The following is a 4,824-nucleotide window of genomic DNA, read 5'->3' as shown; positions in this document are numbered from 1 at the left end:
CGCGTCCCTCTCCAGGTCCTTCCCCTCCGACTCCTCGATGCTCTGGGCGATCCTCTCCTTGATCGCGCGGCTGACGCCGTTCTCGTCGGTGGTGATCATCGTGTTCCAGGCACGGCTCTTGTGCCGGTACTGGAGCATGGACATGGCCGCTTCGTGGCGGGCGAAGTCGGCGTCCCGGAACGGCCGGCCGGTCCAGGCGCCGTTGAGGGACCGGGCCAGGGAGATGGCCGAGCCCAGACCGCTGTTGAGCCCGCGGCCGGGCCAGAAGTGGATCGCGTTGGCGGCGTCGCCGAGGAGGAAGCCGTAGGTCCCGGGGGTGGTCGACGTGGCCGGCAGCAGCCGGGTGGTGAACCGTGGCCGCTGCACCATGTCGAGCCGGAAGGCCGTGACGGCGCTCAGGTCACGCTCGGCGACTCCGAACAGTGCCAGCCCCTCCCTCACCCGCCTCCACAGGGCCGAACCCCTGACCATGGCGGGCAGGAAGAGCGTGCTGTGCGTCGAGCACTGGAAGTCGCCGTGGTCGTCCCGTCCCATGACGCACGGGCGCGAGGCGATGCATTCCTCGAAGACGTGCCGGACCGGGTCGATACCGATCACTTCCGCGGCCTCGGCGTCGGTGAGCCGCATGTTCAGGAAACCCTCGCCGCGCAGGGCGTTGAGGAGGAAGCGGTTCTGGGCCACGGTCAACAGGACGGTCATGGGGTCCGTCAGGGTCGATTTGACGCGCAGACCGAGGACCACGTCCTGAATGTGCTGACCGTTCAGCGAGTAGATGGACTTGTCGGCGTTGCCGAATTTGTCGGTGAAATACTCGCGCGTCCGGGAGCGACTTCCCTCGCAGACGGCGAGCACGTGTCCCCGGGTCTCCGCCTTCTGGTACTCGGCCGGGTCGAACACCTCGGGAACCAGCCGGATCCGCTCCGGCTTCTCGTTGGCCAATTCGAGGAGGGTGTCCTCGATGTAGGCGATGCGGAGGTTCCTCGGTTTGCGGTCACGGAGCGAATCGGGGCCGACCGGCCACATTTCGGAGTACGCGTCGCCGCGGAAGAGCCGGGCCTGCACCTCTTCGGGGAGGTTCAGATACTGGCGGCTCTGCACGGTGACGACCTGCTGCCGCCTGACGTTGCCCTGATCCGCGCTCTTCCAGACGACCTTCGCCCCGTCCTGGATCCACCGGCCGTCGTACACGGTGATGGCCACGCGGGGCCCCATGAGGCTTTCCAGGAGGAGCGCGAAGCTCAGACCGACAGGGCCGCCGCCGGTCACGGTGACGTTCAGCACCGGCCCTGCCGCGAGGGTCGCCTCGGACGGAGCGACCGGCCCGAGCACGGAGAGATCGAGGATGGTCTCCATCGCGTCGGCGGCTTCGAAGCGGAACGTCTCGGTGCCGATCTCGATGAGATCTCCGGGCTGCAGTTCGTGCGAGGTGACGCGTGTCCCGTTGACGCGCGTTCCATTACTGCTGCCGCTGTCGTAGAGGACGAATCCATGGCGTTCGCGACGCACCTCGGCGTGAAAGCGCGAGACGTTCCCCACCGTTATCACCACGCTGTTGTCGCCGTTGCGACCCAGGGTGAGCGGTGTGGCGCCGATCGGAAACTGCTGTCCCGCCAGAGAGCCCTGATGGCCGACGAGCCGAGGAGGCATGGGTCACCCAATTCCATGAGTCACGGATCCGATGACGAAATACGAGACCGGCCGCCCAGACGAAACAGCACCCCCTGCGTCACACACGGCGAGCGGACCGGAACGCAGGGCTATGATATTCGGGCCGCGAGGCGGATGAGAAGGCGTGCGGACCCATCGGTCATCACACGGTGACCGTTCGGTGACGATGTGACACGGGAGTTCCGGCGGGGATGCCCGGGGCCGATGTGCAGAAAAGCGACCCACGCGCGCAGGGACGGGACGACGGGGGCGGAAAGCGGAAGGGCCCGCACGGCTGTCGACCGTGCGGGCCCTTCCGTGGCGGCTCCGTCAGCCTGCGGACTCGCCCGCGTGGGGGCTGAGGACGTCCGCGCCGACCAGGACGAACAGCAGGAGGCCCAGCGCGATCCGGTAGTAGACGAACGGCATGAAGGACTTCGTGGTGATGAACTTCATGAACCAGGCGATCACCGCGTAGCCGACGACGAAGGCGATGATCGTGGCGAAGATCGTGGGGCCCCAGGAGACGCTGCCGTCCGCGGCGGCGTCCTTCAGCTCCATCCCGCCGGAGGCGAGCACCGCCGGGATGGCGAGCAGGAAGGAGTAGCGGGCGGCGGCCTCGCGGGTGTAGCCCATGAGCAGACCGCCGGAGATCGTCGCGCCCGAGCGGGAGACGCCGGGAATCAGGGCCATCGCCTGGCAGACGCCGTAGATCAGGCCGTCCTTCACGCTGAGGTCCTGGAGCGTCTTGCGCTCGCGCGCGGCCCGGTGCCGGCCGCCGGCCTCGTCCCGCGCGGCGAGCCGGTCGGCGATGCCGAGGACGATGCCCATGACGATCAGCGTGGTGGCCGTGAGCCGCAGATCGCGGAACGGCCCCTCGATCTGGTCCTTGAGCGTGACGCCGAGGACGCCGATCGGTATGGAGCCGACGATCACCAGCCAGCCCATCTGGGCGTCGTGGTCGGAGCGCATCGACTTGTCCGCGAGGGAGCGGAACCAGGCGGAGATGATCCGGCCGATGTCCTTGCGGAAGTAGATCAGGACCGCGGTCTCCGTGCCGATCTGGGTGATCGCGGTGAAGGCCGCTCCCGGGTCGCTCCAGCCGGCGAAGGCCGCGGTGAGACGGAGGTGCGCGCTGGAGGAGATGGGAAGGAACTCCGTCAGCCCCTGGACGAGTCCGAGGATGAACGATTCGAACCAACTCATGGGGCTAGGGCCGTCCCGTTTATGTACGTGTGCGGTCAGAAGGTCGAGCGCAGCGTACATGTACAAGATGACAAGCCTATGGCGAGGCCCGTGGCCGCTACTTGAGGACCGGCTCCCGCTCCGGCTCGGGGGCCTCGGGGGCAGTGGCGGCGGCCCGCAGGCCGTGCCGCTTGCGCCAGGCCACCACCGCCCCGCCGAGGCCCGACAGGACGATGAACCCCGCCGAGAAGAGGAACGCCGGCGAGCCCGGCGAACCGGCTTGGGCACCCGCCACCACGTACGCCGCCGTGTTCGGCAGCGAGCCGAGCGCCGTCGCGAGCAGGAACGGCACGTACCCCATCCGGGAGACGGCCGCGCAGTAGTTGGCCGCCGCGAACGGCACCCCGGGGAACAGCCGGATCGCCAGCATCGAACGGAACCCGTGCCGGCTCAGCTGTCCGTCCGCCGCCGTCAGCCACCGGCCCCGTACGAACGGCCGCAGGGCGTCCTGCCCAAGGAAGCGGCCGAGGGTGAACGCGATCCCGGCCCCGAGGACCGTCCCCGCGAGCGCCCCCGTCAGACCGGCCGCGGAACCGAACAGCGCGCCCGCCGCCAGATTCAGCACCGGACGCGGGACGAACGCCGCCGCGCACACCCCGTACGCGAGACCGAAGAGCAGCACCGCCCCGGCGCCGCTCGTGTGCGGCGGCCAGCCCGAGGCGAGCATCCGCTGCGGCTCGTAGAGCACCACGAGGGTGGCCGCCGTGAGCAGCAGCAGGGCGAGCAGCGAGAGCCGCGAACGGGGGGAGAGCAGGGCCCGGGAGCAGCGGACGGCGAGGGAGCCCGGCGGCCGGGGCACGGGAGCGAGCATTCGGGGAGAGTAACGGACGCGCCCGTAGGAGCGCCGTAATGTGCGTCATGTCCGTCCGGGGGTGCTCCCGGAGTGTTCGTCCGGGGTACGCCGCGAAGTGCCCGTCCGGGGTGCGCCCGGAGCGTCCGTCCGGAGCGTCCGTCCGGTGCGCCCCGGAGCGCGCCGTGACAGAGAGGGTTCCATGACCGACACCGCGCCGCCCGCGAGCGCCCTCGCCGACACCGTCCTGGAGCGGCTCACCACGGCCTACCCCGCCGCGGGCAATCCCTTCCGGGCCCAGGAGATGGTCGCGTACATGAAGGGCGCGGCCCCCTTCCTCGGCATCCGCACGCCCGAGCGCCGCGCCCTGTCCCGCACCGTCCTCGACGGCACCCCGCGCCCCGACGAGACCGACTGCACCGCGATCGCCCTGCGCTGCTTCGCCCTCCCCGAGCGCGAGTACCACTACTTCGCCGTCGACTACCTGCGCCGGCACGTCAAGCGCTGCTCCTCCGGCTTCCTGCCGGTCGCCCGCCGGCTCGTCACCACCGCCTCCTGGTGGGACACCGTCGACCACCTCGCCGCCCACGTCGTCGGCGGCCTGGTGGCGGCCGACCCCGCCCTCGCCGGCGAGATGGACACGTGGATCGACGACGAGGACCTGTGGGTCGCCCGCACCGCCCTCCTCCACCAGCTCCGCTACAAGGACGCCACCGACGCCGACCGGCTCTTCGCCCACTGCCTGCGCCGCTCGGCCCACCCCGACTTCTTCATCCGCAAGGCCATCGGCTGGAGCCTGCGCGAGTACGGCAAGACGGCCCCCGCCGAGGTCCGCGCCTTCGTCGCCGCCCACGGGTCCCGCCTCTCCCCGCTCTCCGTCCGCGAGGCCCTCAAGAACCTCTGACCCCACCCCGGCCGTCGTCCGGGACAACTGCTGCGCCAGACTCGGGACATGACGCAGACAGAGAAGCGGACGGGGACGCGGACGGCTCTCGTGCTGGGGGCCGGTGGGCTCGTCGGCGCCGGGTGGGAGGCCGGCGTGCTGCGGGGGCTCCTCGACGCCGGCATCGATCCGACCGGCGCCGATCTGATCGTCGGCAGCTCCGCGGGAGCGGTCGTCGGGGCGCAGCTCGCCTTGGGGC

4 protein-coding genes and 1 pseudogene are annotated in these 4,824 nt (G+C 70.4%); 2 read left to right on the top strand and 3 right to left on the bottom strand.

What is annotated here, in order from left to right:
• The 3 genes from CCN56_RS18450 to CCN56_RS18440 all read right to left on the bottom strand — a co-directional run.
• Positions 1-1,647 (bottom strand): FHA domain-containing protein (locus tag CCN56_RS18450; RefSeq protein WP_086828226.1); only part of this gene is annotated, 1,647 nt, incomplete at its 3' end.
• Positions 1,648-1,977: 330 nt separating this feature from the next.
• Positions 1,978-2,853, bottom strand: a complete 876-nt coding sequence (locus CCN56_RS18445) for an undecaprenyl-diphosphate phosphatase (RefSeq protein WP_086828224.1) — start codon at positions 2,851-2,853, stop codon at positions 1,978-1,980.
• Between the two features lie 97 nt (positions 2,854-2,950).
• Positions 2,951-3,703, bottom strand: a complete 753-nt coding sequence (locus CCN56_RS18440) for a TVP38/TMEM64 family protein (protein ID WP_086828223.1) — start codon at positions 3,701-3,703, stop codon at positions 2,951-2,953.
• Positions 3,704-3,884: 181 nt separating this feature from the next.
• On the opposite strand from CCN56_RS18440, the gene CCN56_RS18435 reads away from it, so the two are divergent.
• Together CCN56_RS18435 and CCN56_RS18430 are read left to right on the top strand one after the other, a co-directional pair.
• On the top strand, positions 3,885-4,586 hold the full coding sequence (locus CCN56_RS18435) for a DNA alkylation repair protein (protein WP_086828221.1): 702 nt from the start codon (positions 3,885-3,887) through the stop codon (positions 4,584-4,586).
• Between the two features lie 48 nt (positions 4,587-4,634).
• Positions 4,635-4,824, top strand: a pseudogene (locus CCN56_RS18430) (patatin-like phospholipase family protein); the annotation flags it as partial.

Source organism: Streptomyces sp. NRRL B-24572 (assembly GCF_002156145.1).
GTDB classification, from domain to species: Bacteria; Actinomycetota; Actinomycetes; order Streptomycetales; family Streptomycetaceae; genus Streptomyces; species Streptomyces vietnamensis.
This window is presented reverse-complemented; position numbering and strand designations above follow the sequence as displayed.